22 protein-coding genes are annotated in these 25325 nt (G+C 64.9%); 9 read left to right on the plus strand and 13 right to left on the minus strand.

The window, feature by feature from the left end; all coding sequences use genetic code 11:
• Positions 1–44 precede the first annotated feature (44 nt).
• The 3 genes from DDF70_RS13440 to DDF70_RS13450 form a co-directional block, all read right to left on the minus strand.
• The gene (locus DDF70_RS13440) at positions 45–3689 is read right to left on the minus strand and encodes a class I SAM-dependent DNA methyltransferase (protein WP_114945372.1); all 3645 of its coding nucleotides are present in this window, start codon (positions 3687–3689) and stop codon (positions 45–47) included.
• A 180-nt stretch (positions 3690–3869) separates the two neighbouring features.
• Positions 3870–4100, minus strand: coding sequence for a hypothetical protein (locus DDF70_RS13445; RefSeq protein ID WP_114945373.1), 231 nt, complete (start codon positions 4098–4100; stop codon positions 3870–3872).
• Positions 4101–4238: 138 nt separating this feature from the next.
• Positions 4239–4628: a DUF3775 domain-containing protein gene (locus DDF70_RS13450; RefSeq protein WP_114945374.1), complete on the minus strand. Its 390-nt coding sequence runs from the start codon at positions 4626–4628 to the stop codon at positions 4239–4241.
• Positions 4629–4801: 173 nt separating this feature from the next.
• On the opposite strand from DDF70_RS13450, the gene DDF70_RS13455 reads away from it, so the two are divergent.
• Positions 4802–5626: a C13 family peptidase gene (locus DDF70_RS13455; protein ID WP_114945375.1), complete on the plus strand. Its 825-nt coding sequence runs from the start codon at positions 4802–4804 to the stop codon at positions 5624–5626.
• A 101-nt stretch (positions 5627–5727) separates the two neighbouring features.
• A complete protein-coding gene (locus tag DDF70_RS13460) occupies positions 5728–6069 on the plus strand; it encodes a DMT family protein (RefSeq protein WP_114945376.1) in 342 nt (113 codons plus the stop codon).
• Positions 6070–6083: 14 nt separating this feature from the next.
• Here DDF70_RS13460 and DDF70_RS13465 read toward each other — a convergent pair whose 3' ends face one another.
• Positions 6084–7223, minus strand: a complete 1140-nt coding sequence (locus tag DDF70_RS13465) for a PQQ-dependent sugar dehydrogenase (RefSeq protein WP_114945377.1) — start codon at positions 7221–7223, stop codon at positions 6084–6086.
• A gap of 83 nt (positions 7224–7306) precedes the next feature.
• Complete coding sequence (locus tag DDF70_RS13470) at positions 7307–7498, minus strand: hypothetical protein (protein WP_114945378.1); 192 nt, start codon at positions 7496–7498, stop codon at positions 7307–7309.
• 389 nt (positions 7499–7887) lie between these two features.
• Here DDF70_RS13470 and DDF70_RS13475 point away from each other — a divergent pair, with 389 nt between their 5' ends.
• Positions 7888–8757, plus strand: coding sequence for an FkbM family methyltransferase (locus tag DDF70_RS13475; protein WP_114945379.1), 870 nt, complete (start codon positions 7888–7890; stop codon positions 8755–8757).
• Between the two features lie 74 nt (positions 8758–8831).
• Here DDF70_RS13475 and DDF70_RS13480 read toward each other — a convergent pair whose 3' ends face one another.
• Positions 8832–9215 (minus strand): VOC family protein, encoded by a 384-nt coding sequence (locus tag DDF70_RS13480; protein WP_114945380.1) that lies wholly within the window; start codon positions 9213–9215, stop codon positions 8832–8834.
• 152 nt (positions 9216–9367) lie between these two features.
• Positions 9368–10348 carry a Bug family tripartite tricarboxylate transporter substrate binding protein gene (locus DDF70_RS13485; RefSeq protein WP_114945381.1) on the minus strand — a complete coding sequence of 327 codons (981 nt, stop codon included), beginning with the start codon at positions 10346–10348 and terminating at the stop codon, positions 9368–9370.
• A gap of 137 nt (positions 10349–10485) precedes the next feature.
• Here DDF70_RS13485 and DDF70_RS13490 point away from each other — a divergent pair, with 137 nt between their 5' ends.
• The 5 genes from DDF70_RS13490 (at position 10486) to DDF70_RS13510 (ending at position 16149) form a co-directional block, all read left to right on the plus strand.
• Entirely contained in the window at positions 10486–11688 is a 1203-nt protein-coding gene (locus tag DDF70_RS13490) for a pyridoxal phosphate-dependent aminotransferase (RefSeq protein WP_114945382.1), read from the plus strand.
• 191 nt (positions 11689–11879) lie between these two features.
• Positions 11880–12194, plus strand: a complete 315-nt coding sequence (locus DDF70_RS37475) for a hypothetical protein (RefSeq protein WP_205772427.1) — start codon at positions 11880–11882, stop codon at positions 12192–12194.
• A gap of 113 nt (positions 12195–12307) precedes the next feature.
• Positions 12308–13312: a FecCD family ABC transporter permease gene (locus DDF70_RS13500; protein ID WP_114945383.1), complete on the plus strand. Its 1005-nt coding sequence runs from the start codon at positions 12308–12310 to the stop codon at positions 13310–13312.
• Positions 13309–14097, plus strand: coding sequence for an ABC transporter ATP-binding protein (locus DDF70_RS13505; RefSeq protein WP_114945384.1), 789 nt, complete (start codon positions 13309–13311; stop codon positions 14095–14097). The genes DDF70_RS13500 and DDF70_RS13505 overlap by 4 nt, the downstream gene beginning before the upstream one ends.
• An 87-nt stretch (positions 14098–14184) precedes the next feature.
• Positions 14185–16149 (plus strand): nucleoside-diphosphate sugar epimerase/dehydratase, encoded by a 1965-nt coding sequence (locus tag DDF70_RS13510; protein ID WP_114945385.1) that lies wholly within the window; start codon positions 14185–14187, stop codon positions 16147–16149.
• Here the strand turns inward: DDF70_RS13510 and DDF70_RS13515 are convergent.
• The 3 genes from DDF70_RS13515 to DDF70_RS13525 are packed head-to-tail and all read right to left on the minus strand — an operon-like array spanning position 16082 to position 19120.
• Positions 16082–17023 (minus strand): NAD-dependent epimerase/dehydratase family protein, encoded by a 942-nt coding sequence (locus tag DDF70_RS13515; RefSeq protein WP_114945386.1) that lies wholly within the window; start codon positions 17021–17023, stop codon positions 16082–16084. The genes DDF70_RS13510 and DDF70_RS13515 overlap by 68 nt on opposite strands.
• On the minus strand, positions 17020–18111 hold the full coding sequence (locus tag DDF70_RS13520; RefSeq protein WP_114945387.1) for an MraY family glycosyltransferase: 1092 nt from the start codon (positions 18109–18111) through the stop codon (positions 17020–17022). Before DDF70_RS13520 ends, DDF70_RS13515 begins: the two co-directional genes overlap by 4 nt.
• Before the next feature lies 1 nt (position 18112).
• A complete protein-coding gene (locus tag DDF70_RS13525; protein WP_114945443.1) occupies positions 18113–19120 on the minus strand; it encodes an NAD-dependent epimerase in 1008 nt (335 codons plus the stop codon).
• Positions 19121–19672: 552 nt separating this feature from the next.
• Here DDF70_RS13525 and DDF70_RS13530 point away from each other — a divergent pair.
• Positions 19673–20005: a hypothetical protein gene (locus tag DDF70_RS13530; protein ID WP_114945388.1), complete on the plus strand. Its 333-nt coding sequence runs from the start codon at positions 19673–19675 to the stop codon at positions 20003–20005.
• Positions 20006–20036: 31 nt separating this feature from the next.
• Here the strand turns inward: DDF70_RS13530 and DDF70_RS13535 are convergent, their stop codons facing one another.
• The 3 genes from DDF70_RS13535 to DDF70_RS38740 form a co-directional block, all read right to left on the minus strand.
• Positions 20037–20975: an MBL fold metallo-hydrolase gene (locus tag DDF70_RS13535; RefSeq protein WP_114945389.1), complete on the minus strand. Its 939-nt coding sequence runs from the start codon at positions 20973–20975 to the stop codon at positions 20037–20039.
• A 94-nt stretch (positions 20976–21069) separates the two neighbouring features.
• On the minus strand, positions 21070–23616 hold the full coding sequence (locus DDF70_RS13540) for an ABC transporter ATP-binding protein (protein ID WP_114945390.1): 2547 nt from the start codon (positions 23614–23616) through the stop codon (positions 21070–21072).
• Between the two features lie 175 nt (positions 23617–23791).
• Positions 23792–25270 (minus strand): PD40 domain-containing protein, encoded by a 1479-nt coding sequence (locus tag DDF70_RS38740; protein ID WP_162820393.1) that lies wholly within the window; start codon positions 25268–25270, stop codon positions 23792–23794.
• Between the last annotated feature and the right edge of the window lie 55 nt (positions 25271–25325).

The raw sequence follows: 25325 nt of genomic DNA on the forward strand, positions 1-25325 counted from the left end.
ACAACGCCCGAGGGGCCATTTCGGTGCAAAAGCGTGGCGGTCGTTCAGGCGGCCCTGCGCGCGAGGTAGCGGCCATCCGGCGTCATGGTGATGCGGCCGTAGCGGACGAGGGTCGTGAGCGCCTGCTCGACGCGCGGCTCGATGCGCTTGCCGCCGCGTTTGAAGCCGCGCGCCAGCGCGGCCGCATCCATGGGGCGGCCGGCGGACAGGAGGGCATGCTCGACGGCGAGCGAATCCTCGTGCCGGTCTTTCGGAAAATCGGGCAGGGCGCGGTCGATGGAGATCACGTTCGCGCCGAGGTCGAGTTCTTCGGTCTTCGCCGCGGCCGCGCCCTTGGCGAAGCGCGGGATCTGGTAATCGGGCCTGAGCCAGCGCACATGCCCGGCCGCCTCTTCCCTGGCCCTCTCCGCATTGAGCGCCACCAGCCGTTCCAGGATCTCCTCGTCGGAGAGAGTGTCCGGCCAGCCATAGGCCTGGAACACGAGCCGGTCGAGCCGCTCGTGCAGTTCCTTCATGATGAGGATCAGCCCCTCGTCCTTGATGCGCTCCTCGTCGGGCGTGAGCGCCACTTTCCCACCGTCATCCCCGGCCTTGTGCCCGGGATCCACGCCTTTCTCCGGCGGCTGCGCGACAGGCCCTCTCCCCCCTTGTGGGGGAGAGTTGGAGAGGGAGGTGTCAGCGCTATGCTCTGAGATGCCGGCGCCGGCACCCCTAGCCTCTCCCCACAAGGAGGAGGGGGATCCAGTGCGCGCCGCCTCCATCGCCTTCAGCTTCTCCAGCACGTTGTACATCTGCGTCAGCGTGAGCTTCGGATACTCGGCCTGACGGCTCTTTCGAAATGCATCGAGTTCCTCCGCGACGGCGCGGATTTGGGCTTCGAGGGACTCGGGTGGATCGGGGAAGGGGAAAGGGTCGAAGCAGCGGGACTTTGAATAGCGGGGATCGTTTCCCATGCCGAGCCATCCGCCTGACTGTATCGCCCAACCTGTGTGAATTCGCGACGAAAGGATGCCAAGATAGAGGGGGTCGGAACTTGCTACTGCAACAAGCATGTTATCCGGCAAAATCGATGCATCGAGAAATTGGAAAATACGATGCTTGGCTGTCTCTACCGTTGCGATATATCGAGGTAAGTTGGCCATGGCAGGTCGGAGCTCTTGTCGTGGCTTGCCAAATAGCCACCAAAATTTTGCGTAGCTTTCAGCATCCTTTGTTCTCGACTTCGCAAATTGTGCTTCTCGCTCTGTCTTAACCGCCGCGAGGATATGCTGATAAATTTCAGGGTAGTGCTGGCGGACTTCGACGGATTCCAACCCAAATAGATCGATTACCATCACGCCGCGAGGTGTCGCAGTCAAATCGCGTCCGTTCCGATACGGACGGATGTGCTTCTCCAACCCCGGTCTTCTGCCAAGTCCGAGATGCTGCGCTTCCTCAGGTGTCACGATGAATCCTGCCCCATGCAGCTTAACACCCGGTGAGCACAGGCCTTCGTTGGCAAGTAGAGGAACGGTGGAAGTAACATCCACGCCTACTGTCAAATCAGGATTGATGTGCCCAACCTGCTCAACAATTTCAACAATCGGTTGATCCGTATCTAGCCCACTCTCGCCCATGACTTCGCGCAGCACACCATCGTGCTCACCCTTCACTGCGACTGTCATCGCAATACGCACCGCTGCTGAATCCGCCGTCGCTTTCGTCCACGGATGATCCGGAATCGCCATAACGAGCGCGATTGGCATTTTCGCCTCCATGCGCTTCTTCATCACGCGGCGGGAGAATTCCTGCGTGATCGAGTTGGTGGTGACAAACCCGAAGCGGCGCAGGGGCGAGTTCTTGGTCGTCAAAAACTCCGCCGCGCGGTCCCACCAGTACATGACGAAATCGGCGCTGTCGTTCATGTGCTTGTGCGCGGCCCAGAGCGCTTCCGTATAGGCGTCGCCCAGACGGGCGCGCAGGTCCTTGCCGCCGATGAACGGTGGGTTGCCCACCATGAAATCCGCTTCCGGCCATTCGGGACGGCGCGCATTCGGATAGGTCTCGACGCGTTTGCCGTCCTTCTCCACCACCTGCGGTACGGGATAGCCGTCCCAGGTTAGCACGGCGTCATAGCCCTGACGCCTGCCGAAATTGATGTTCTCGAAGGCGCGCAGGATGGGCTCCGAGGGATGGCCGGTGCGGTTGCGGTAATGCTGCTGGAGGTAGCCGATCCACACGACGAGTTCGGCGATCGCCGCGGCGCGCGGGTTGAGTTCGAGGCCGAGGAACTGGTGCGGGTCGACGGTCTCGCGGTCGAGGCCCATGCTCTCCGGCTCGCCGAGCTGCGCCAGAGTCTCCAGAACCTCGCCTTCGAGCTTCTTCATCAGCTCCAGCGAGACATAGAGAAAGTTGCCGGTGCCGCAGGCGGGATCGAGGACGCGCGTGGCGCAGAGCTGGCGCAGAAAGGCACGCACGATGGCGATAGCCGCTTTCTCGTCGCCGGTCTCCTTCGCGTGCTCGGCCTTGCGCAGGGCATTCTGCCAATCCTCGCGCAGAGGCTCCATGATTGTCGCCTCCACGAGGCGCTGCACATAGGCGCGCGGCGTGTAATGGGCGCCGAGCTTCCGGCGCTCGGTCTTGTCGAGGGCCTGTTCCAGCAGTGTGCCGAAGATGGCGGGATCGACTTCGGTCCAGGAATAGTTCGCGGCGGCCAGAAGCTCGCCGATCTCCTCGCGCCCGAGTTCGAACACGGTGGTGTCCTTGAACAGGCCGCCATTGAAGTGGCGCACGCGCGTCTCGACGAGATGACTGAACTCCTCGCCCCTGTCCATCTGCTGCCACAACGCCTTGAGCCGGTGCGTGAAATGCGCCGGATCGTCCACGCTCTTCTGCAGCAGGGCCTTGAAACTGTCGGGCGGCAGAAGCGACACGTCCTCGGCGAACATGGTGAAGAGGCAGCGCATGAGAAAATGCGCCACGTCCTCCGCGTTGCATCCGCGTTCCTCCAGGGACTTGCTCACCTGTGCAAGTCGCCTGGCGATGTCGCGGGTGACGCGGGCCGCCTCCTTCGACGGATCGAGCGAATGCGGCTCCTGCCAGATGCGCCTCAAAAGCGTGCGGGTCTTCTCGTCGTGAAGATCGTGCAGGTAGATGCGAAAGCCGTTGCGGTCCGGAAAGTGGCTGTAGGCGCGTCCGGTGCCGGTGAAGTCCGCATAAAGCTCCAGGCAATGGCCGACATCGCACACGATGATGAAGGGCGGCGCGGGGTGGTGCGCGTCGAGGAGGAAGACGTAAGACTCCGCCTGCTGGCGCGCATTCTTCATCATCACGTCCCAGCCGCGCGCGATGCTGCGGCGGCCGAGATCCGTAGGCTCATCGGCAAGCAGGTGAAGCTGGCCGGGAATGGCCTTCTGCTTGCCCGGCAGACGCGATTGCTTAGCCTCGAGGATGAAAGCGTTTTTTCTGTAGAGGTCAATGCGCTTGGGCGCTGTCGTCGCATCGCTGTCGCGCGGGCGAACGGCGCGCTCGAAGACGTAATCGTTCTGGTCCCGCTCCGCCCCCGCAGGGTTGGGACGCGGCACGCCGAGAACGTCGCAGAGTTCCGAGAGGAACATCTGGTAATTGGCCCGCTCCGCACCGCCCTCGCGGGCGGTCCATCGGCTGATGAAGGTTTCGAGATTGTGAGAGCCTGATTCGGCGGACGGCATCGGTTGCGAATGTTATTGAATAACGATTCGCAACCATTACTTGTATGAGAGGCTTTTTGGACTCTCCATACGAAGAGGCTGTTAGGCGAATTTACCTCTATCCACTGCGGCAACCGTTATGGCCCTGCGACAAGCAGGACCAAGCATCGGGGTATGGAGAGCTGACAGGAAAAGCCGAGGTCACGCGGTGAACGCCGTTGGCCCTCTCAGGTAGGCTTCGATCCGGTCGATGTCGACCTGGGTCTCATCCGAGGATGGGGACGGTTGCGCGTCCGGCTGCGCCTCGGCGAGGGGTGGTTCTTCCGTTGGATCGGTGATGGGAGCGAGGTCGTTCAAGGCGTTGTGGACGGCTTGAAGCAGCTCGCTCTGCGCGTCGTTGTCCGGACTCTCAGGGGGTGGGCGCGGACTCATGACATCCTCCTTTAGGAGTAGGCAGGATTATTGGTTCGATCCATGTCACAAATAGGGCGCCGTGGCCGGGCCGGCGATCCCGTTTGCGTGATCGGTATAGACGACGAATGTGGGGCCGGATGATGGCTCGGCCGCGCCTCAGGCGCAGCTGCGGCCCATGGCGTTGAGGCCCTCATCCAGAAGGTCGGCGAGGTTGGGAATGCCGATGAGCCAGTCGGCCGTCGAGAGCGAGCTTGCGGCCTCGCGCTCGCGGGCGAATCGTACGGCGGCGCCCCATTCCTCGGGCTCCATGTCGCCGCGGCCGATATAGACCAGCGCGATCAGGTCGGCGCGCTCGTCGTCGTTGAGGCCCGCGATCACATCGCGGATCTCTTCTTCCGTGGCATCGTCCGGCGAGGAGGTGAGGGCGTCGATGCTGCCGTCGTCGATAGGGTTCGAGCCCGAAGCCGGATCGGTGATGCCTTCCTTCACATCGATAGCCCTGACCCGGAGAATGAGTTCGCAAACCTTATCGAGCGCGATGTCCATAAAAACCCTCTTGGGATGTGACGCGTGACGTACCTGACAGGGAAACCCGGAAAAGGGCATTCGGTTCAGCTGGCCCATCGTGCGGATCCGCGGGGGCGCGTCAGCCCCAAGCAAGGTCGGTTCTTGGCTTTCGAGGGTAGCTGCGCGTAAAGTGAGCCGGGTTGGGATATATCATGCGCCGCTTACTCGCTTTCTGCCTGATCGGGCTTTCACTCGCCATTGGCCCGTTCCATGAGGCTCACGCACAGGCAGCCCGCAGGGCCGAGACGGGGCAATTGGCGCCGCAGCGCCCGGGGCAGACCGACGTCTACATCCTGTCCTTCGGCCTCTGGGGACCGCAGAGTGTGTTCGAAAGCGAAGCCAGGGGTGCGGCGCGCATCCTCGAGGCGCAGTTCGACGGGAAGGGGCGCTCCATCGTCCGGGTCAACACCAAGCGCCGGGCCGGCGCGATGCCCCAGAGCCTGATGGCCGCCGCCGCGGCCGCCGGGCGGGTTCTCGATCCCGCCGAGGACATCGTGGTGCTCGTCCTCACCTCCCATGGAGGTCCGGACGGCATCGGGCTGGTGGCCGGACAGGACGCGCTCCTCGTCACGCCGGACAATGTCAGGGAATTGCTCGACCGGACCCGGGCGGAGCACCGGGTCCTGATCGTCTCGGCCTGCTATTCGGGCATCTTCGCCCGCAAGCTGGCCGATCCGCGCACTCTCGTCATCACGGCCGCGGCCGCCAACAAGCCCTCCTTCGGCTGCCGGGACGGAGCGACCTGGACCTATTTCGGCGACGCCTTCTTCAACAAGGCGCTCAGAGGCGAGCCGAACCTCGACGCTGCCTTCGAGAAGGCCCGCAGGCTCGTGACGGAACGGGAGACCCGAGAAGGGTTCGATCCGTCCAATCCGCAGATTGCGGGCGGTGAGCAGGTTCTGGAGCGGCTCAAGGAGGCTTGCCGGACCACGCCAGTGCAGCAGGCTGGAGGTCCGGCGCGATCCGCGCCTTGCTGAACCTGCGGCGTTCAGTCCCTTCGTCGTTCATCGGCTTGACAGCTGGACGGAGAGGATTAGGGCAGAGCGCCCGTCTGATCTGAGACCTTTCCGGAATCGCCATGAGCCCCCATACGACGCCCGTCCTGATGCTGATCGCATCGAACGTCTTCATGACCTTCGCCTGGTACGGACATCTGAAGTTCAAGACGTCGCCCCTCTGGATCGCCGTCATGGCCAGCTGGGCCATTGCCTTCGTCGAATACTGGTTCGCCGTGCCGGCCAACCGGATCGGCTCGTCCGTCTATTCGGCTGCCGAACTCAAGACCATGCAGGAGGTCATCACCCTGGCGGTCTTCGCGGTCTTCTCGGTGCTCTACCTGAAGGAGCCGCTCGGCTGGAACCATCTTATCGGCTTCGGCCTCATCGCCACGGGCGCCGCCTTCATCTTCCAGGCGCGCTGATCCGGCAGGCCCGTTCAGGTGGCGGGCTTCACGCGCAGGATGCGGCCGTTGCGGGAATCCGTCAGCAGGTAGACGAGGCCGTCCGGGCCCTGGCGCACGTCGCGGATGCGCTCGCCGAGCTGCTGCAGCATGCGCTCCTCGCCGGTGACCCGGTTGCCGTCCGTTTCGAGCCGCGAGACGAGCTTGCCCGACAGCGCGCCGATGAGAATGCTGCCGCGCCAAGCCGGGAACTGGTCACCCGTGTAGAAGGCCATGCCGGACGGCGCGATGGACGGGTCCCAGTAGAAGACCGGCTGCTCCAGCCCTTCCTTCTTCGTGCCTTCGCCGATCTTCGCGCCTGAATAATCGACCCCGTAGGAGATGACCGGCCAGCCGTAGTTCCTGCCCTTCCGCGGGATGTTCAACTCGTCGCCGCCGCGGGCGCCGTGCTCCACGGTCCAGAGTTCGCCGGTGGTCGGGTGGAGGGCGGCCGATTGCAAGTTGCGGTGGCCGAGGGACCAGATTTCGGGCCGGGCATCCTCCCGGTTGAGGAACGGGTTGCCGGGGGCGGCACCCCCCTCGGGCTTGATATGGACGATCTTGCCGATGTGGTTGGCCGGGTTCTGCGCCTGAGCGCGCAGGTCGAAGCGGTCGCCGAGCGTCACGAAAAGATTGCCGTCGCGGTCGAAGACCAGACGCGAGCCCCAATGGTTGTTGCCCGTATGCGCCGGCTCCTGGCGAAAGATGAGCTGCGTCTCCTCCAGGGCGGTCCCGTCCGCGCTGAGACGGCCGCGAGCCACGGCGGTGCCGGAGCGGCCTTCCCCGCGATCCTCCGCGAAGCTCAGGTAAACGAGGCGGCTCTGCGCGAAATTCGGGTCGAGGGCGACATCGAGGAGGCCGCCCTGTCCGCGCGCCGCGATTGGCGGGAGGCCGCGGATCGGATCGGAGATGGTCCCATTGGCGTCGATGATTCGTAGGCGGCCGGGGCGTTCCGTCACCAGCATGCGGTTGTCGGGGAGGAAGGCGAGACCCCAGGGGTTCTCGAGATTGCGGGCGAGTGTCTCGACGATCACCTCGACCTTCTCGGTGCGAAGGCGCTGGGTGTCCTGGGCCAGAGCGGAGGGGATGGCGCTGAGAGCAAGCGCGCAGGCCAGGGCAATTCGAGGGCTCAGCATGTGGGATTCTCTCCGTCGATTGTCATGCCGGAGAGCTAAACGTCTGCGGCAGGCCGTCAACAGGGCTGCCGTTCACTCACGCGTTATCGCAGCGAATGGACGTGGATGGTTCTCGTGTCCCGCGCCGACAGGGTCTGGGTCGTGGCCATGACGGAGAGGGTGGCGAGGCCCAGCAGCATGACGAGGGCCAGCGAGCAGCGGCTTTCCTGGCGCGGATCGAGCCGGTGGGCACGGGTGGAAACACGCGTGGTGTGCCTTGGTTGGAAAGTCTTCATCGGTCCATTCCCAGCAGCCGAAAGGAGGTTGCGGAAGAAAAACTTGTGCGATTCAAGAAAGTTCCCGCCTTATCCGAAAGCGCTGCTTCCGCTTCCTGGGCTAAGTGCCCGTGTTAACTAATTATTAACGATTGTGGCAGGTTGTGGTTAAGCTTTCGGGCTTCCATACGGTTCTGTCGAGAGCCCGTTTGAGTGCGCTCGCGGAGAACGGAAGGCGTTGGATCCGTCGCGGCATCTTCGAACAGGCGCTCAGATCCGAAACCGGATGTAGTCCATGCGTCAAGAAACGCGAACGGCCCAGCGCCTCGTGCGGATCTGCATCGCCGCTTCCCTAGAAGAAACTGTCCCCGGTCTCCTGACGACACGACGCTTCAGGCACGGAGGAAGAGATGCTTCCTGATATTCTAGGCCCCATTTCTCGTCGTCTCAAAGGCACGCTCCCAAGGAAAATCATTGGCCCGATCCGGCGGAAGCTGGCTCCGGAATCGGTCATCTGCACGATGAAGGGTGGTTATCGGGTCCAGCTTCGACCCAAAGCTGATCCCTTCGAAATGAGCATGTACATCAACAAGCAATACGAACCTGCAACGCTGAACCTGCTGGACCACGTATTGAGGCCGGGCGACACGATGGTGGATGTCGGCGCGAATATCGGACTGATGTCCTTGCATGCCGCAAAGAGAGTGGAGCGCACCGGTTCCGTCATCGCCTTGGAGCCGCATCCAATCATCTACGATCGGCTCATGAGCAATATCGAACTCAATGGTCTGTCCAACATCAGAGCACTTCAGGTGGCTGCAGGAAGTCGCGATGAGGAACTGACCCTGTTCGACATGCCGGCGATCAACATGGGCTCGGCGACGCTGAGCCCCGAAGTGCAGGCCAGCGGCCGTCCGGTCGGTGTGGTAAAAGTCCGGCCTCTTGACGCAATTCTATCAGATGCGGGCGTTGGATCCGTCCGCCTGATCAAGATCGATGTCGAGGGCTTCGAGGAGCAGGTTCTGCAGGGAGCGGAACGGACCCTGGCTCGTGAGCCGATCATCTGCCTTGAACTTGGTGGCAGTCGCATCGCTTCGCATAACCTGATCATGCGAACAGGCCGATACGATTGCTATGTCTTCACCAGCTCAAAATTCAGAACGTCGAAACTGTCGAAGTGCGATGACGTCAATGATCTGATGAAGCTGCCTGAATATGAAAACGCGGTGTTCATTCCGCACTCTTCTCGTCAGAGCATCTCTGATGACATTTTCAGCTAGACTGGCCAGCCCACGGTGCCGGTTCTCGCGGGCCGTGCGAAAATGTGGATCCGGCTTTTCGCTCGAGGCAATTTTCACGAAGGAGAGCGTTCCGTCGGCCCGTGATGGACCGCCTCGATATTGTTTCCGTCCGGGTCGAAGGCGAAGGCCGCATAATAACCCGGGTGATAGGACCGCTCTCCCGGCCCGCCATTGTCGCGGCCGCCGGAGGCGAGAGCCGCTGCGTGGAAGGCGTGAACGGCCTCCCTGTCCCGCGCCTGAAAGGCGAGATGCACCCGGGAGACCGGCCCGTCCGCCCGGTCCACCCAAAGCTCGTCGCAGGCGAAATGCGTCGGGCTCTCCGAGGTGAATTCGCGGCCGACGGCGTTCAGGACGGCACGGTAGAAGCGACGGCTCGCTTCGAGGTCGGATACGCGCAGGTGAATGTGATCGATGAGGCGGCCTATGTGAGAGTGCATGGTCGATCCTCCGTCGGTTCGTCTCCATCATCTGTCATCACCGGCCTCGTGCCGGTGATCTCGACTGCTTGAGGCGCCGTTCTTCTCCGTATCGAGATGGCCGGCACAGGGCCGGCCATGACGCTTGAGGGTGTCAGTCCCGGCGGTCAGCCTCACTCGGCCTTGATGCCCGCCGCCTTGATGATCTCCGCCCAGGTCTGGATCTCCTTGGCGAGATAGGGCTTGAAGGCCTCCGGGTCGCGCACGTTCAGGGTGAAACCGAGCTTGGTGATGCGCTCCTTCACGTCGGGCTTGTTCAGGATCGCGATGATCGTGCCCGACAGCTTGTCGAGCACGGGCTTCGGCGTATTCACCGGCGCGAAGAAGGCGGCCCAGGATTCGGCGTCCGCGTCGGTGATGCCCTGCTCGCGCAGGGTCGGCACGTCTGGGGCCTGCGGGTTGCGCTGCGGGCTCGCGATGCCGATCGCGCGCATCTGGCCGGCCTGGAACTGGGAGAGCACGCTGGGCAGGGTCGAGTTCGACACGTCGATACGGCTCGCCATGATCTCCGTCACCAGCGGCGCGGCGCCCCGGAAGGGCACGTGTGTCATCTTGATGCCGGTGCGGGTCATGAAGAGCTCGGTCGCCAGGTGCGAGCCGGAGCCGACGCCGGTCGAGCCGTAATTCAGCTTGCCGGGATCCTTTTTGGCGATCTCGATCAGCTCGGGAATGGTCTTGGCCGGGAGGTCGTTCCTGACCACGAAGACGTGCTCGAAGGCGCCCGCGCCCGCGAGCGGCGCAAAGTCCTTCACCGCGTCGTAGCCCGGCTCTTTGAGCAGGAACATGTTGTTCCCGTGCGTCTGGTTGTTGCCGAACACGATGGTGTAGCCGTCGGGCTCCGCCTTGGCGACCGCGCGGGTGCCGACCGCGCCCGAGGCGCCGGCCAGGTTCTCGACGATCACGTTCTGGCCGAGATCCTTGCCCATCTCCTCCGCGACGATGCGGGCGATCACGTCGGTCGGGCCGCCGGCCGGGTAGGGCACCACCATCTTGATGATGCGGTTCGGGAAGTCCTGGGCGGAGGCTGCGGTGGCGAAGAGGGCCGCGCCGGCGACGAGGCCGAGCGCGAGGCGGCGAGTGACGGATGTGGTCATCGGAAAAGGCGGCTCCTCGGAAGCCCGTGCACGACGGGCTGCTTTTGCGTGCTGTTTTGCTTGCTTGGGCGGCTTGGCCGCATTAGGGTCCGCCGCCGTCACGGTTCCCTTCTTAACGCCCCGATCGGAGGATTCCCATGGGCTTTTTGTCTGACGCCCTTTCCCGCATCAAGCCGTCTGCAACCATTGTCATCACGCAGAAAGCGCGGGATCTGAAAGCCCAGGGGCGGGACGTCATCAGCCTCTCCGTCGGCGAGCCGGATTTCGACACGCCCGACAACATCAAGGAAGCGGCCATCGCGGCCATCCGCCGCGGCGAGACCAAGTACACGCCGGTCTCCGGCATCGTGCCCCTGCGCGAGGCTATCGCCCGCAAGTTCAAGCGCGAGAACGGCCTCGACTACAAGCCCACGCAGACCATCGTGTCCACCGGCGGCAAGCAGGTGATCTACAACGCGCTGCTCGCCACCCTGAACCCGGGCGACGAGGTGATCATCCCGGCGCCGTACTGGGTGTCCTACCCCGAGATGGTGGGGCTCTGCGGCGGCAAGCCTGTGTTCGTCGATTGTACCATGGAGCACAACTTCAAGCTCCAGCCGGAGCCGCTCGAGCGCGCCATCACGCCGAAGACCAAGTGGATCATCCTCAACTCGCCGTCGAACCCGACCGGCGCGGCCTATTCCCGCGCCGAGATGAAGGCGATCACCGACGTGCTGATGCGCCATCCGCACGTGTGGGTGCTCACGGACGACATGTACGAGCACCTGACCTACGGCGATTTCGAGTTCGTCACGCCGGCCCAGGTCGAGCCGAACCTCTACGAGCGCACGCTCACCATGAACGGCGTCTCCAAGGCCTATGCCATGACCGGCTGGCGCATCGGCTACGCGGCCGGCCCCGATCACCTCATCAAGGCGATGGACTTCGTGCAGGGCCAGCAGACCTCCGGCGCCGCGTCGATCTCGCAATGGGCCGCCGTGGAAGCGCTCGACGGGCCGCAGGATCACCTCAAGGTCTTCAAGAAGGCCTTCGAGGAGCGCCGCGACCTCGTCGTCTCCATGCTCAACCAATCGAAGTACCTGAAGTGCCCGATGCCGGAAGGCGCGTTCTACGTCTATCCGTCCTGCGCCGAGGCCATCGGCAGGACCGCGCCCTCGGGCAAGGTGCTGAAGACGGACGAGGATTTCGTGTCCGAGCTCCTCGAAGCCGAGGGCGTCGCGGCGGTTCACGGGTCGGCCTTCGGCCTCGGCCCGAACTTCCGCATCTCTTACGCCACGTCCAACGCGGCCCTGGAAGATGCCTGCAACCGCATCCAGCGCTTCTGCGGATCCTTGCGCTAAAGCATCAGGCGAGGGAACAGCTTACAACTACGCTTCTTCCAAGCCCTCATCCTGAGGAGGTCACATCAGTGACCGTCTCGAAGGACGAGGGCGTTTCCAGTGCACTCTGGAACCTCCTTCGAGACGCAGCTTCGCTGCTCCTCAGGATGAGGCGAGAGGGTGATGAGCAGTTTCCTGGGAGTACGGCAACGATGTCGGGAAACGAGACTGTTCTTCCCAAGGATGCGCTGATGAACCTGCCCCGGACCTTTCATCCGGATCCTGGGGCGGAGCCCTACCGGGCCAATCCCGCCTCCACGCACCGCGTGAAGTTCGACGCCCGCGTCGACTTCACCAATGGCGGATACGTGGAGGCCAAGGACTTCCTCCTCGACATCGAGGGCGAGGGCATCTCGCCCGAGCGTCTGGCCGAGATCATCGTGTCGGCCATGAACCTCCTGCGCGCCGGGCCCGTGACGATCACGGCCATGCGCATCGTCAGACGCGGCGAGCATCAGGACGGGTGATGGCGCTTCCGGCGAGCGTGGCGCCTTTTCGATCGGAATGGCGCCCACGCGGCGAGGCTTTGTCATCCCGGGGTTTCGTGCTCTATCGGGCGGAGCCATGAAACCGTAAAACCATGTCCCTCGCCCGGTCGCCCCTCATTTACGGCCTGATCGCCCTTCTCGGGTGTCTGAGTGTCGCGTCGCTCGTGATCGGCCCCGCGCCGGTCACGGTGCTCGTGGCACTGAAGGCGCTCGTGTCCGACCAGGGGGCGGCCAGCATCGTGGTGCGGGAGATCCGCCTGCCGCGCACGCTGCTGGCGCTGCTGGTGGGCTGGATCTTCGGTCTCTCGGGAGCGGGGCTGCAGGGGCTGTTGCGCAATCCACTCGCCGACACGGCGGTGTTCGGCGCGCCGCAGGCCGCGGCCTTCGGGGCCGTGCTCGTAATCTATTTCGGGCTCATCGGCACCCTGTCCTGGGCGCTGCCTTTCGCGGCGATCGCCGGGGCGCTTCTGTCCATTGCGCTCGTCGTGGCGGTCGCGGGGCGTGGCGCCACCATCGTCGTGCTGGTTCTGGCGGGGCTCGCGGTCGGGTCGCTCGCCGGGGCGGGCACGTCGCTGGCCATCAGCCTCTCGCCCAATCCCTTCGCCGTGACGGAGATCGTGTTCTGGCTCCTCGGCTCCTTCGAGGACCGCTCTTTCATCCATGTGCTGCTCTGCGCGCCCTTCATCGTGCTGGCCTCGATCCTGATCCTGTCGGCAGCCTCAGGCCTTCGGGCGTTGGCACTCGGCGAGGAGACGGCGCAGAGCCTCGGGGTCAATGTGCCGCTCTTGCGCGGCCTGATCGTCGCAGGCGCCGCCATCGGCACGGGAGCCTCGGTGGCCGTAGCCGGTTCCATCGGCTTCGTCGGCCTGGTCGTGCCGCATCTCGTCCGGCCCTTCGTGGGTTACGATCCGGCCCGCACCCTGGTCCCGGCGGGCTTGGCCGGAGCAGCGCTCCTGCTTGCCGCCGATATCGCCGTGCGCCTGATCCCCTCGGGCGCCGAGGTGAAGATCGGTGTGCTCACGGCCCTGCTCGGCGTCCCGTTCTTCCTCTGGGTCATCGCCCGCCGCAGGGCGGAGCTGGTGGAGACGCCCGCGTGACGCGTCTCGAAGCTCGCTCCCTGACGGTGGATCTCGGAACCCGCCGTGCCCTCGATGGTATCGACCTTTCCCTGGAACCGGGCCGGTTCACAGTGATCGTCGGTCCGAACGGCGCGGGGAAAACGACCCTGCTGCGAAGCCTGGCCGGTCTGGCGGTGCCGACGCAGGGCGAGGTCATCGTGAATGACGCTTCCCTGGTCGGGATGCCCGCCGCCGAACGGGCGCGCGCCATCGCCTATCTGCCCCAGGGCGGCGGCGTGGCCTGGCCTCTGCCGGTGGCGAGCGTGGTCGCGCTCGGCCGTCTGCCCTATGGGGAAACGCCGGATCGTCTGCCGGAGACCGGCCGGAAGGCGGTCGTCTCGGCGCTCCGCTCGGTCGGGCTGCAGGACTTCGCCGCAAGGCCTGTCACGGCCCTGTCCGGCGGCGAGCGCGCCCGGGTGCTGCTCGCCCGAGCCCTCGCCACCCAGGCGCCGGTGCTCCTGGCCGACGAGCCCGTCGCAGCCCTCGACCCGCGCCACCAGCTCGTCGTGCTCGATGTCCTGAAGGAACGCGCCCGGGCAGGCACGAATGTGGTCGCCATCATGCACGACCTCACCCTGGCGGCCCGCTTCGCGGACGACATCGTGCTGCTCCATCAGGGGAAAGCCGAAGCCTCGGGCTCGCCGGGGACGGTTCTGACTGAGGAACGGCTCGCCGCGATCTTCGGCATTCGGGCGAAGGTTCTGAGGCAGTCGGGCAGCCTCACGATCGTGGCCGAAAGCCCTCTGCCGGACGTCCGGCAATGATTTCCGCGCATATGCCGTCCGTTACGAGCTTACATTGACAAAGCCCGGCGTGGGCCCGATACCCCAGGCTCGGGGTATGGCAGTGTTATGAATCGGCAGGGTCTCAAGAAAGCGCTCATCGTTGTGCATGATCTCGTGATGACGGGCGTGGCCGTCCTCGCGACCTTCTACGTGCGCTTCGAGGGTTCGTTCCTTTACGATCGGCTCGTCCACCTTCCTGAGTTCCTGCCGCCCTTCGTCGCCTTCGCGGGCGTGGTCTACGGGTTCTCCCAGCTCTACAGATCCAAGTGGCGCTTCGCGTCCCTCCCGGACCTGTTCAATATCTTCCGGGCGGCGACCATCCTGGCCATCACCCTGCTGGTGGTGGACTACATTCTCGTCTCGCCACAGTTCCTGGGCACCTTCTTCTTCGGCAAGATCACGATCGCCCTCTACTGGCTGATCCAGATGTTCCTGCTGGGCGGTCCGCGGCTGGCGTTCCGCTACGTGAAATATGCGCGCTCGCGCCATACGCTGCAGCGCGACGCCAGCACCCCGACCCTGCTGCTCGGGCGTGGCAGCGACATCGAAGTGATCCTGCGGGCCATCGAGGCCGGAACGGTCAAAAAGACGCAGCCCAAGGGCATCCTGTCCTGGCGTTCCGACGATCTCGGGCAGGCCATGCGCGGCGTGCCCGTGCTGGGCACCTTTGCCGATCTCGACCAGGTCATCCAGGATTTCCACGAGCGGGGCACGCCCATCCGCCGCCTGCTCGCGACGCCGAGCGCTCTGATGCCGGAAGCACACCCGGACATGCTGCTCGCCCGCGCCCGCCGTCTCGGACTGCCGCTGGTGCGGGTCACGAGCCTGGGCGAGGGGATGCGCGATGCCGAGCTCGCTCCGCTCGAGATCGAGGACCTGCTCCTGCGCCCGACCGTGCAGATCGACCGGAAGCGGCTCGAGACCTTCATCCGCGGCAAGCGCGTGCTGGTGACGGGCGGCGGCGGCTCCATCGGGTCGGAGATCTGCACCCGCGTGGTCGCCTTCGGGGCCAGCGACCTCATGATCCTCGAAAGCTCCGAGCCGTCCCTGCACCATATCCTCGAAAACCCGACTTTGCTGTCGAGCGACACCAACGTGGACGGCGTCATCGCCGACGTGCGCGACCGGGAGCGGGTGCGGGAGGTCATGAACGACTTCCAGCCCGAGGTGGTCTTCCATGCCGCTGCGCTCAAGCATGTTCCCTATCTCGAGAAGAACTGGACCGAGGGGATCAAGACCAACGTCTTCGGTTCGGTGAACGTGGCCGATGCGGCGGTCGAAGCCGGGGCCGACACCATCGTGATGATCTCCACCGACAAGGCCATCGATCCGGTCTCCATGCTCGGCGCCACCAAGCGCTTCGCCGAGATGTACGGGCAGGCGCTCGACGCCGAGTTCATGGGCCGCAACGGCGCCACCCGCATCATCGCCGTGCGCTTCGGCAACGTGCTGGGTTCGGTCGGTTCCGTGGTGCCCAAGTTCAAGGCGCAGATCGCCCGCGGCGGACCGCTCACGGTCACCCATCCGGACATGGTGCGCTACTTCATGACGACCCGTGAGGCGGCGGATCTGGTGCTCACCTCCGCGTCCCACGCGGAAGAGAGCCGCGCCCTGACGGAGCGCACCAACGGCGACGAGCGCGCCTCGGTCTACGTGCTCAAGATGGGCCAGCCGGTGAAGATCTACGAACTCGCCGAGCGGATGATCCGGCTCGCCGGCTACGAGCCCGGCGAGGATATCGAGATCCAGGTCACCGGCACGCGTCCCGGAGAGCGGTTGCACGAGATCCTCTTCGCCCGCGAGGAGCCGCGCACGGAAATCGGCATCGACGGCGTCATGGCGGCCAAGCCCATCTTCGCCGACCGCGACCGGGTCGATCAGTGGCTGCAGGTCCTCGACCGCGCCATCGCGAAGGGCGATCGCGCCTTGGCCGAGCAGGTGTTCGAGGACGCGATCCCGGAATTCAAGCGCCGGAAGCCCGCGCCCCAGCCTGTCGAGCCAGTTCAGCAAGCGCGTCTCGCGTCGAGCTGACCGGCCGCCATCCCAGGTTCCGTAGGGCTTCGGGGCTCGCGACCAGCGCGCCCGCCAGCCGTTCGTAGGCTTCGTTCCGGCCCGCAAGGGCGGCAGCTCCCTTCAGGAGGAACGACGGCACCGGGACGAGACCGGGGCCGCGCCCGAGCCCCTTGCGCAGAGCCGTGACGATTTCAGGAATCGTCACCGGTTCCGGATCGGCCACGATGAAAGGCCGCTTCAGGGGACCTTGCGCGCGCAGCACCGTGTCCACGGCGGCCGCGAGATTGTCGAGGGAGACGAGCGAACGCTTGGCGCTCAGGCCGCCGAGGGGCAGGGGCCAAGGCGATTGCGCGAGCGCCAGAAGCGCCGCCATGTTGCCCTTCACGCCGGGGCCGTAGACGAGCACGGGGCGAAGAGCCGTCCAGTCGAGCCCGAGGGCGGAGAGGCCCCGCTCGGCTTCGAGCTTCGAACGGCCGTAGGGATCGGTGGGGCGGGGCTCCCGGGCTTCGGTCAGAATGCCCTCCGCCGTCGGGCCGGTCTGGGCCCGGATCGAGGACAGGAATACGAAGCGCTTCACGCCCGCCCGCTCGGCCGCCTGGGCGAGCTTCACGGTCGCCTCGGTGTTGATGGTCCGGTAATCGTCCTCCGGCCGTCCCGACATGGCATGGGCGAGACCCGCCGAGTGGATCACCATGTCCACGTCGCGAAGCGCCGCCGCCATGTTGTGCGGGGAGGCGATATCGCCGATCACCGCGCTCGACGCGCCGGCGGGCACCTCCGAGGGGCGGCGCAGCAGCACCCGGACCCGGTAGCCGCGCCTGGGCAGCTCGTTGAGGAGATGTCGTCCGATGAAACCCGTGGCGCCGGTCAGGGCAATCAGGGGTGCATTCATCGGGAAACCTCCAAAGGTACTGACACGCGGGGACGCGAGAAACGCCTGAGAACCAGGCCGACGAGAACGGCGCCAAGGCTAAGCGCCGCGATCTGCACCGCGCCCGAGGACCAGACAAGGGTCATAGCGGCGAGACCGGCCAGGACAAGGTTGAGTCCGAAAACATGGGCGTTGACCTGGAGGACCGAGAAGCCGTTGTCGGTGGCCTTCTGGTAGAAATGGCTGCGATGCGCCTCCCACACCTTCTCACGTCGCGCGAGGCGGCGCAGCAGGGTGATCGTGGCATCCATCAGGTAATAGAGCGGCAGCAGGATCGCGGCCGCGAGCGCCCCGGTCCCGGCGAGCTGCAGCAGCATCCAGCCGACGAGAAGCCCAATAGGCAACGAGCCTACGTCGCCGAGGAAAAGGCGGGCGACTGGCTTGTTGAACGGGGCGAAGCCGAGGAGGGCGCCGCAGAGGCAGGCTGCAACGAAAACGGTAGGCATGTCTGTGATGAAGCCGAGGCACGCGAGAAAGCCCGTGATCGGCACCATCTCGGAGACAGTAATCCAGTCGAGACCGTCCATGAAGTTGACGAGATTCACGAACCACACACCGCCGAAAACGAGAAGGGCGAACTCGATGCCCTCAGGAATCCAGTTGGGGAGGATGCGGTTGCCTGTGGCCATAACGACCGCGGCCACCGCCAGGATCTGCAACAGCAGGCGATGCATGGCGGGCAGGGGGCGAATATCGTCGACGGCGCCCACTACCGCAAGGCCGATGGCGGCGATCAGAACGACCCAGACAAAGCGGAAACCAAGTCCGCTGCCCCAATTCAGCTTGATGTCGGGCGCGAGGGTGAAGGCAAGGATGGCAACCGGAATAATCGTTGCGCCAAGAACTGCGATGCCCCCGCCTTGCGGTGTTGGAATGCGGTGGCTTGAGCGGGCATTAGGCCGGGCAAGGGCATAGCGCTGGAGCAGCGGCATGAGGATTATGATCAATGCCGCCGACAGCAGCCCGGAAAGAACCATGAGGCCGAGAAGCACGCTTTCGCGTTCGAGCGGGCCCAGGATGCCCAAAGCGAGATTCCTCACAGAGTCCATCTCACGCCCCGTGATAGTCGCGATACCAGGCCACGAAACGCCTGATGCCCTCTTCCAGCGACGTGGCGGGCGCGAAGCCCACGTCGCGGCGCAGGTCCGTCACGTCGGCGCGCGTTTCCAGGACGTCACCCGGAGGCAACGGAACGTCCACGCGCTTGGCTTTCTTGCCGAGGGCGTCCTCGATGATCGCGACCAAGCGGTTCACCTCTTCGGGAGAGTCGTTGCCGATGTTGTAGATCCGGTGCGGCGCGGGGCCGGTGGCCGGATCGGGATGCTCGGGGTTCCAGGCAGGATCGGGTGAGGGAGACTTGTCGACCAGCCGCACGACTCCCTCCACGATATCTTCCACGTAGGTGAAGTCGCGCCAGACCTGTCCGGCATTGGCGACCTGGATCTCGCGACCCTCGGCGATGGCATGGGTGAACTTGTAGACTGCCATGTCGGGCCGGCCCCAGGGGCCGTAAACGGTGAAGAAACGCAAGGCCGTGCAGGGCAGACCGAAGAGATAGGCGTAGGAATGCGCCATCATCTCGTTGGCCTTCTTGGTGGCGGCATAGAGGCTGATCGGATGATCGGCGCTGTCGTGCTCGGAGAAGGGCAGCGTGCGGTTTGCGCCATAGACCGAGCTCGACGAAGCATAGACGAGGTGCTGGATCCCGCCATGGCGGCAGGCTTCCAGCATGTTCATGAAGCCGACGAGGTTCGACGCCGCATAGGGCTGCGGATCGACGAAGCGCACGCCCGGCTGGGCCGCGAGGTGGATCACCTTCTCGAAACGGTGGTGCTGAAAAAGGTCGCGCGTCGCCTGCGCGTCGGCAAGATCCAGGCGCTCGCCCAGGAAGGTGTTGTGCGGGGTCAGCTTTTCGAACCGGGCTTCCTTCAGGCTCACGTCGTAATAGGGCGTGAAACTGTCGACCCCGACCACCTGATGGCCGTCGGCCAGGAGCCGCTGCGCCACGTGGTAGCCGATGAAACCGGCCGCACCGGTGACAAGGATGGGAGCTGACATGAAAAGGCCTGCCTGATGAGTGGCGGGCACCTTATCGCATCATACGGAAAAGTGGACCCGGTTTTCGGCAGGGACTCAATTCGACGTTCTCCTGTCATTCCGGGCGCGCGCCGGAGGCGTGGAGACCTATAACCGCTGGCAGTGCGAGAAGAGTCGGGATGCGGCGCGCTATCTTGAGCCGTTGTGTTTATGGGTTCCGGGTTCGCCTGCGGCGTCCCGGAATGACAAGCGCCGCGTCTCTCCAAGCGAGATCACCGGCACAAGGCCGGTGATGACGTGGTGGAGAATGCGTCGGGCCATTGACCCCGCACCCCTGTTGCGTGTTACCTCGTCGCCGGAGCCGGACGCATCCGGTTCCGGGGCGTGAGAACCCCGATCCGAGGCGGCCGGTATCGGCCGTCAACGATGCCTTCCCAACCTCACGGTCGGGGAGGCGATGGCGCATGTCCAGGGCGAAAGCCTAAAGGTCATCGCGGCCGCCCTCGGACGGCTTCTCAACTCCCCGGCCACCAGCTCCCGCTGGTGGTCGCCTCGCTCAAGGGAGTTGTCGCGATGGAGCAGCCTTATTCCGCATGGGCCGATTGGCTCTCGAAGTTCCACACCTGGCCCGAACTCATCCAGGCGCTCTGGCTCGTCAGCGTGCCGCTGACCTTCATCGGCGCCACATGGCTGCTGATGCGCGGCCTGCGCGATCTCATCCCCGCGCTCTCGCGTCGCCGCTGGCGCGGGCACCTTATCTACGGCGTGTATCAAGATCCGCAGGGCCGCTGGATGGTCTATTGGCACGGGCGCCAGCCACAGGAAGTGGACTGGACCAACCCGCCACCCGAACTGATCGGGCGAGGGCAGGTGGTGCAGGGCGTCTTTCGCAGGCCGGAGGGGTGAAGCTTCGAACGACTGACCGGCGCACCGCTGCTCAGGTCGCGAAGTCCTTCATGGCGGCGGATCGTGCCTCCTCGGCTTCTGTGGGATGTGCCGCACAGTCGCTGTGCAGGTCGTCCTCCACCGGTTCGAAAACGAAGGACTGGCGCTCGCGCGCCATGAAGGCTGTGGGCATGATGGCCTGCATCTCGGCCTCGGCGGCTCTCAGGAAAGAATCGTCGTGGCCGGGATAGAGGTGGAAGATCGCCAATGCCTTCACGCCGGCGCTCTGCGCCAGCTCGACACCCTTCTGCCAGGTGGAATGGCCCCAGCCGCGGCAATACGAATATTCGGCGTCGGAGAACATGCCGTCGAAGACCATCAGGTCGGTATTGCGCACGAATTCCGCGAGGCTGGGATCGGGCCAGGGGTCGCTGTGTTCCACATCGCTGATGTAGCAGATGCTCCGGCCCCGATGGCTGATGCGGAAACCCGTGGCGCCGCCGGGATGGTTCAGGAGGTGGGTCTCGATCCGCGCTCCGTCGTCGAGGACGAGTGGGTCGCCCGCTCTGAAGCCGTGATGCTCGAAACGGGCGGGAAGCTGGCCGAGGCGTACCGGAAAAAGCGGCGGAGCGAAGATGCGGTTCAAGGGCTCCATCGCGCTTTCCCCGTCCAGGTGGCCGCAGTAGGTGCGGATCACACGCTCCTTGGCGAGAAGGGCGGGCTTGAAGAAGGGAAGGCCGCTGATGTGGTCGAGATGAAGATGGCTCAGGAGAATGTCGATCTTCTCGGGCGCGGTGGCGCCGAGTTCCGTGCCCAGAGCCGAGAGACCGGTTCCCGCATCGAGGATGAACAGGCGTTCTCCGCAGCGGACTTCGACGCACGGCGTATGCGAGCCGAACTCGACGAATTGGGGGCCGGATGCGCAGGTGGAGCCGCGAATGCCCCAGAACCGGACCCGCAACGCGTCAGAGGATGCAACACGCCTTACCATCTCTGGATCATGACCAATCGAAAACCCTGCTTATGTGCGCTGGCGCACATCGATAAGCTGCCCCCGAGCGGGACGGCAGGTCAAGGTAAATATATCACGCACTCAGCGCCTCGAGAGGTCTGGTGCGGCGATCCACCACCGGCTCGCCCCGCTCGAAATGGATAACGACATCGAAGGGCGGTTGATCCATGGCCGGCGAGATCGACGGCGTCACGAGGATCAGCCCGCGTCCGACGAAGGCACGGCGAAGGTTGGTGACGAGCCTGTCGGCGGCGGGTCCGGGCAGGCCGTCGAGAGCCCGCTGCACCACGAGAATGCTCGGCCGGCGCACGAGCCCGCGCACCAGATCGACGGCTGCGACCTCGGTCAAGGTAAGGTCGTCGCCCTGCGGATCGACGGGCGTGTCGAGCCCGATGCGCGACACCTCGCCGTCGAGGCCCCGCTGCGTCAGGATGCGGCGCGTCACCTCCTGCACCGCCTCGAGAGCGCCGGCCTGATCGGCCACGATGCGTCCGAAGAGCAGGTTGTCCTGGATGCTGGCCGCCGCACAGAAACGTCCCTCGTCATAGAACTCGATCGAGGATTTCAGGCTCACCGGCAGCATGCGGGCGAAATCCGCGCGGGCGACGAGGATCTGCTCTTCCATGGCGGGTTCGAGCAGGCCGAGGCGATGCCGGCTTTCATTGTAACGCAGGGCGAGGCCGATCAGGCGCTCCCGGTCCCGCGAGGTCTGGTCGCTGCGCCGCTGCTCGTTCCTGCGGTCGACGAGATCCTGAAAATAGGGACGGTCCGCCGCCGAGAAGAACGAGAAGCGCTCGAAGAGCGGGGATCCATCCGGAATGTCGGAGAAGATCTCGATCATGCTCGTGGCAATCGACAGCCCCATCCGGGCCAGCGGCTTGGTCAGCTCGTTGGCCTCCAGGATCGCCCGGACGAAGGGATGGCTCGACAGGCGGTCTTCCTGAAAGGAATCCCCGATCGGCTTCCCGAAGAGCAGGTTCTCGCCGATGGTTGCATAGCGGTTGTAGCGCGTGGCGCTGAAGGGATCGACGAAGCGGTCGATCTGTTCGGCGGCGAGCGCCGCCTGCACGGCGCCGCGTGCTTCCACGATGGCGGCGGCCAGCTTCGGCTCCCGCTCCGGATCGATGGTTCCCGAAAGGCCGCGGGCATGGGTCAGGCGGTCGAGGCCCGTGACCGCGATGGCCTCGGAGAGGCGGTGCTGGAGCTCGCCCTCCGGGGCCGAGGCGCCGTAGAGCAGATTGTCCCTCAGGCTGCCCTCGATCAGCACCGTGCTGCCCGTGAAGGCGATGCGCCGGCTGCGTTCCACCGGATCGGCGGCGGAGAGTTCGATGCCTCCATAGGTGAGACGACCGAAGGACGGAGGAATCTGGCCGCTCATGAGGGCCGCGAGAAGTCGCGGGCCCGCATCCCCGTCGCCGACCAGGGCCACGTGGGACGGGAAGGCGAGGTTCAGGTTGACCGAGGTCACCCGCGCGCCGCTGGCGGGATCGTAGGCCGAGACGCCCTGGGCGACGAGCGCGCCGCTGTCGGGCAGGACGGCCTTGCCCTTCAGGGCCGCGCGCAGCTTCAGCGGTCCCAATCCCTTGCCGAGATCGATGAGAAGCGCCCGCGCTCTCAAGGCAAGCCGGTGCCACTGGACCACCTCCCGGGTGCCGTAGGCGGCGAGCGCCGCCGCGAGCACGCAGGCCGCCACCGTTCCGGCCGTGATGGGACGCTCCTGCGAGAACCACGCGCCGAGGGCCAGGATCGACAAAGGAGCGACCATGAGCACGGCCGCGGAGGCCGCTTCGGCCAAGGCCAGGCGGTATTCCCACCGCATCACGGGCCGATGGCTCAGCACCAGCGCCTCGCGTACCCGGTTCCGCTCGTAAGGGGCGGTGCCGTGAGCGCGCAGAGCCGGGATGCGATGCTCCAGATCCGCGAACACGTTCTCCGCCTCGTCGCCCTCCCGGTGCCGGGCGGCGGTGGCATCGAAGCGCAGCAGGGAGCGGCGGGCGCTCACGACCGCACCCAGCGTCAGGACCACCGCGAGGGCGACGCCGAGGTGCCAGTCCATGACGAACACATAGGCGCAGGCAAGCCCGATCATGCCGCCGAGCTTCACCGGCATGAGAAGGCTCGAGCCCAGCACGCCGCTTTCCCGGGCCAGTCCGCGGCCGGCCAGGGCCGTCACCATGGCGACCTCGTCATGGGAGGCGGACGGCACCTTGAGGATGACGTCGAGGGCCGCCGACTGGGTCTTCGTGAGCATCCTCAGGCCGATCCCGACCACCAGCCATTCGAAGCCGACCAGAATCAGGCCGAGAAGAAGGGGAACGAGCAGGATGCCGGCGATCGATGCCAGCGCGAAGGCCTGAGGTCCCAGCAGGAAGCCCGGAAACAGCACGATGGGATCGGCCCGGAGATCGGCCGGCGGCGCGATGGCGATCCGCAGGAACGACGCCGGCGCGTTCCAGCCGCCCGCTCCCCCGGTCGCCCGGTCGACGATGACGTGGACGAGGTCGAAGCCCACGAGGATCAAAAGGCCCGCCAGGGCCAGAAGACCAAATCCGACGAGATGACGGACAGGAGATGTTTTCCACGCCAGGCGCAGCGGATCGCGCTCCACGACAACTCCCAAGGACGACTCCAACGATCAGGTTCAGGTGACGGAGATGGAACCTAATGCATTTTTTGCCGAATGGGACGACCTTGGCCGTTAAAAAGTGCGTTGCAGCACAAGACGGCTCGAATAAGCCGGAGGGAGAGCAGCCTCGGAGGCAGGCTCATGAAGGGCCGGCATGGCGTTTCGCCCGTTAAAGCACGAACCAGCCCTTGCTGAGTTCGAGCGAGCCTTTCAGCTTGATCACGGCCTCCGCGGCCTTGTCGCTGTCGGTGTTGAGATAGACGTAGGTGGCGCCCTTCGTCTTCTCGAAGCGCGCCTCGCCGGCCTTACTGAAGTCCTTCTTGGCGATGAAGGTGAACTTCTGGTCGCCTCGCTTGCGGGTGTTGGCGTCGATGGCCGAGAGGTCGATCCGGTCGCCGGCCTTGCCGGAGAAGTCGAGGATGTCATCGGCCTTGCTCTTGGAGGAGCCGGTTTCCTTGTCGTCGAACGCGAACACGTCCCGGCCCGCGCCGCCCGTGAGGCTGTCCTTGCCGAGGCCGCCGCTGAGGCGATCATCGCCGGCACTGCCATCCAGCCTGTCGTTGCCGGCGCCGGCGAGCAGGAGGTTGGCAAAGGAATCGCCTGAGAGACTGTCGCTGCCGGCGCCGCCCGAGAGCGTGTCGGTGATTGCGGTGTTGCGCACCATGGTGCCGGCTCCGAGATCGATGGTGTGGGCAACGTTCCAGGTGAGTGCACCTTCGACCAGGGTGATGATGGCATCCTTGCCGCCGGTGCTGGCATAGGCGTGGTGCAGGGCCACCTTTCCGGCAACCGGCGCTTGGGTCGAGCTGGAGCCGTCGCCCCAAGCGATGCTGACGCTGGAGGCGTTGCCGACGTTGAGGGTCGCCTCGACGAAGCGGCTCGCGGCGATGGCGTCCGCATTGGCCTTGTACAGCAGGTCGACCCGGAAGATGTCGAATGCGTCGTTCATATCGCCAGCGATGAGGTTGGAGGCAGAGCTGCCGAATGTTACGCATCGTCCATCCGGGCTGAACCGGGCTTCTGCGCTGAAGTCATTTGCCTCTGCTCCAGTGGCGGTGGTGGAGAGACGAGTGACGGCACCGGTGCTCAGGTCCTTGACGAAGATGTCCTTCTCGCCATTGAGATCGTTGGCAACCAAGTTGGATGCGTCACTTTCAAACACCATATAACGCCCGTCCGAGCTGAAGCGAGCGTTGGTGCTGTTGCCGTTTGCCTGCGTGCCATTGGCGGTGGTGGAGAGGCGGGTGATGGAACCGGTGCTCAGGTCCTTGAGGAAGATGTCGTATTTACCGTTGGTGTCGCCACTCGCCAGATTGGTGGCCAAGCTTTCGAACACCACGTAGCGCCCGTCGGGGCTGAACTGAGGGTTCGAGCTGTCTCCGTTGGTCTCGGCGCCGCCTAAGCCGGTGGACAGGCGGGTGACGGCGCCGGTGGTCAGGTTCTTGAGGAAGATGTTGCGGTCATCCCTGGCGTCGCTGGCGACCAAGTTGGTGGCGTTGCTGTCGAACACCACGAAGCGTCCATCGGGGCTGAAGTGAGGATTACTGCTGCTCCCGTTTGCCTCTGCTCCACTGGCTGTGGTCGAGATCCGTGTCAGGATATCGGCGCTGGTTGGACGGAAGACGGATTGCACGGACAGGAACATCATGGACCTCCTACAGCCATTCGCGAATTGAGTTGCTAAGCTAGGCCGATTGTCCCGT

The organism is Microvirga calopogonii (assembly GCF_003347665.1).
Lineage (GTDB): Bacteria > Pseudomonadota > Alphaproteobacteria > Rhizobiales > Beijerinckiaceae > Microvirga > Microvirga calopogonii.

Coding starts and splice junctions, on each gene's coding strand:
- DDF70_RS13510 (WP_114945385.1), top strand. CDS start 14,185: ATGAATCGGCAGGGTCTCAAGAAAGCGCTCATCGTTGTGCATGATCTC.
- DDF70_RS37475 (WP_205772427.1), top strand. CDS start 11,880: ATGTCGGGAAACGAGACTGTTCTTCCCAAGGATGCGCTGATGAACCTG.
- DDF70_RS13455 (WP_114945375.1), top strand. CDS start 4,802: ATGCGCCGCTTACTCGCTTTCTGCCTGATCGGGCTTTCACTCGCCATT.
- DDF70_RS13515 (WP_114945386.1), bottom strand. CDS start 17,023: ATGAATGCACCCCTGATTGCCCTGACCGGCGCCACGGGTTTCATCGGA.
- DDF70_RS13530 (WP_114945388.1), top strand. CDS start 19,673: ATGGAGCAGCCTTATTCCGCATGGGCCGATTGGCTCTCGAAGTTCCAC.
- DDF70_RS13450 (WP_114945374.1), bottom strand. CDS start 4,628: ATGGACATCGCGCTCGATAAGGTTTGCGAACTCATTCTCCGGGTCAGG.
- DDF70_RS13535 (WP_114945389.1), bottom strand. CDS start 20,975: ATGGTAAGGCGTGTTGCATCCTCTGACGCGTTGCGGGTCCGGTTCTGG.
- DDF70_RS13440 (WP_114945372.1), bottom strand. CDS start 3,689: ATGCCGTCCGCCGAATCAGGCTCTCACAATCTCGAAACCTTCATCAGC.
- DDF70_RS13500 (WP_114945383.1), top strand. CDS start 12,308: ATGTCCCTCGCCCGGTCGCCCCTCATTTACGGCCTGATCGCCCTTCTC.
- DDF70_RS13470 (WP_114945378.1), bottom strand. CDS start 7,498: ATGAAGACTTTCCAACCAAGGCACACCACGCGTGTTTCCACCCGTGCC.
- DDF70_RS38740 (WP_162820393.1), bottom strand. CDS start 25,270: ATGATGTTCCTGTCCGTGCAATCCGTCTTCCGTCCAACCAGCGCCGAT.
- DDF70_RS13480 (WP_114945380.1), bottom strand. CDS start 9,215: ATGCACTCTCACATAGGCCGCCTCATCGATCACATTCACCTGCGCGTA.
- DDF70_RS13485 (WP_114945381.1), bottom strand. CDS start 10,348: ATGACCACATCCGTCACTCGCCGCCTCGCGCTCGGCCTCGTCGCCGGC.
- DDF70_RS13460 (WP_114945376.1), top strand. CDS start 5,728: ATGAGCCCCCATACGACGCCCGTCCTGATGCTGATCGCATCGAACGTC.
- DDF70_RS13475 (WP_114945379.1), top strand. CDS start 7,888: ATGCTTCCTGATATTCTAGGCCCCATTTCTCGTCGTCTCAAAGGCACG.
- DDF70_RS13445 (WP_114945373.1), bottom strand. CDS start 4,100: ATGAGTCCGCGCCCACCCCCTGAGAGTCCGGACAACGACGCGCAGAGC.
- DDF70_RS13490 (WP_114945382.1), top strand. CDS start 10,486: ATGGGCTTTTTGTCTGACGCCCTTTCCCGCATCAAGCCGTCTGCAACC.
- DDF70_RS13525 (WP_114945443.1), bottom strand. CDS start 19,120: ATGTCAGCTCCCATCCTTGTCACCGGTGCGGCCGGTTTCATCGGCTAC.
- DDF70_RS13465 (WP_114945377.1), bottom strand. CDS start 7,223: ATGCTGAGCCCTCGAATTGCCCTGGCCTGCGCGCTTGCTCTCAGCGCC.
- DDF70_RS13520 (WP_114945387.1), bottom strand. CDS start 18,111: ATGGACTCTGTGAGGAATCTCGCTTTGGGCATCCTGGGCCCGCTCGAA.